This is a genomic window from Streptomyces griseus subsp. griseus (assembly GCF_000720255.1).
Taxonomy (GTDB): Bacteria; Actinomycetota; Actinomycetes; order Streptomycetales; family Streptomycetaceae; genus Streptomyces; species Streptomyces griseus_I.
In genome coordinates, this window is the sequence record NZ_JOJE01000178.1 from 1 (window position 1) to 398 (window position 398).

The following is a 398-nucleotide window of genomic DNA, read 5'->3' on the forward strand; positions in this document are numbered from 1 at the left end:
AGGGGAGGTGACCCCGATGCCCAGCAACCCCGACACCGGCGGCGGCCAGATGCCGACGCCGATGCAGCCGAAGAAGTAGAGCCCCGATGGGGGCGGGCCGCCCCATCGCCCGGGGCGGCCCGCAGAACACCGACCAGATCACCACTCCCAGAAGGAGACAGGTCGATGAACGACCAGAGTAACGCCCCCGCCCCGACACCCGAGCCGATGGTCCGCGCCGGTGACCTCGTCTACGGCAACCACGTCCTGCTGCCCGTCGCCGGCCGGGCCACCGTCTACAAGGTCGTCTACGTCTGCGACTACCAGGCGCTCGCCGAGGGGCACTACCAGGAGCTCGGCGAGGGCCAGCCGTACGTCCTGCTGATCCTCATGCCCATCGGCGGCACCACCCCGCAGAC

The 398-nt window shown here is 70.4% G+C and carries 1 protein-coding gene; it reads left to right on the forward strand.

The annotated features are described in order from the left end of the window. Window positions 1–165: 165 nt before the first annotated feature. Window positions 166–398 (forward strand): hypothetical protein (locus IG99_RS43675; protein ID WP_037684615.1); only part of this gene is annotated, 233 nt, incomplete at its 3' end.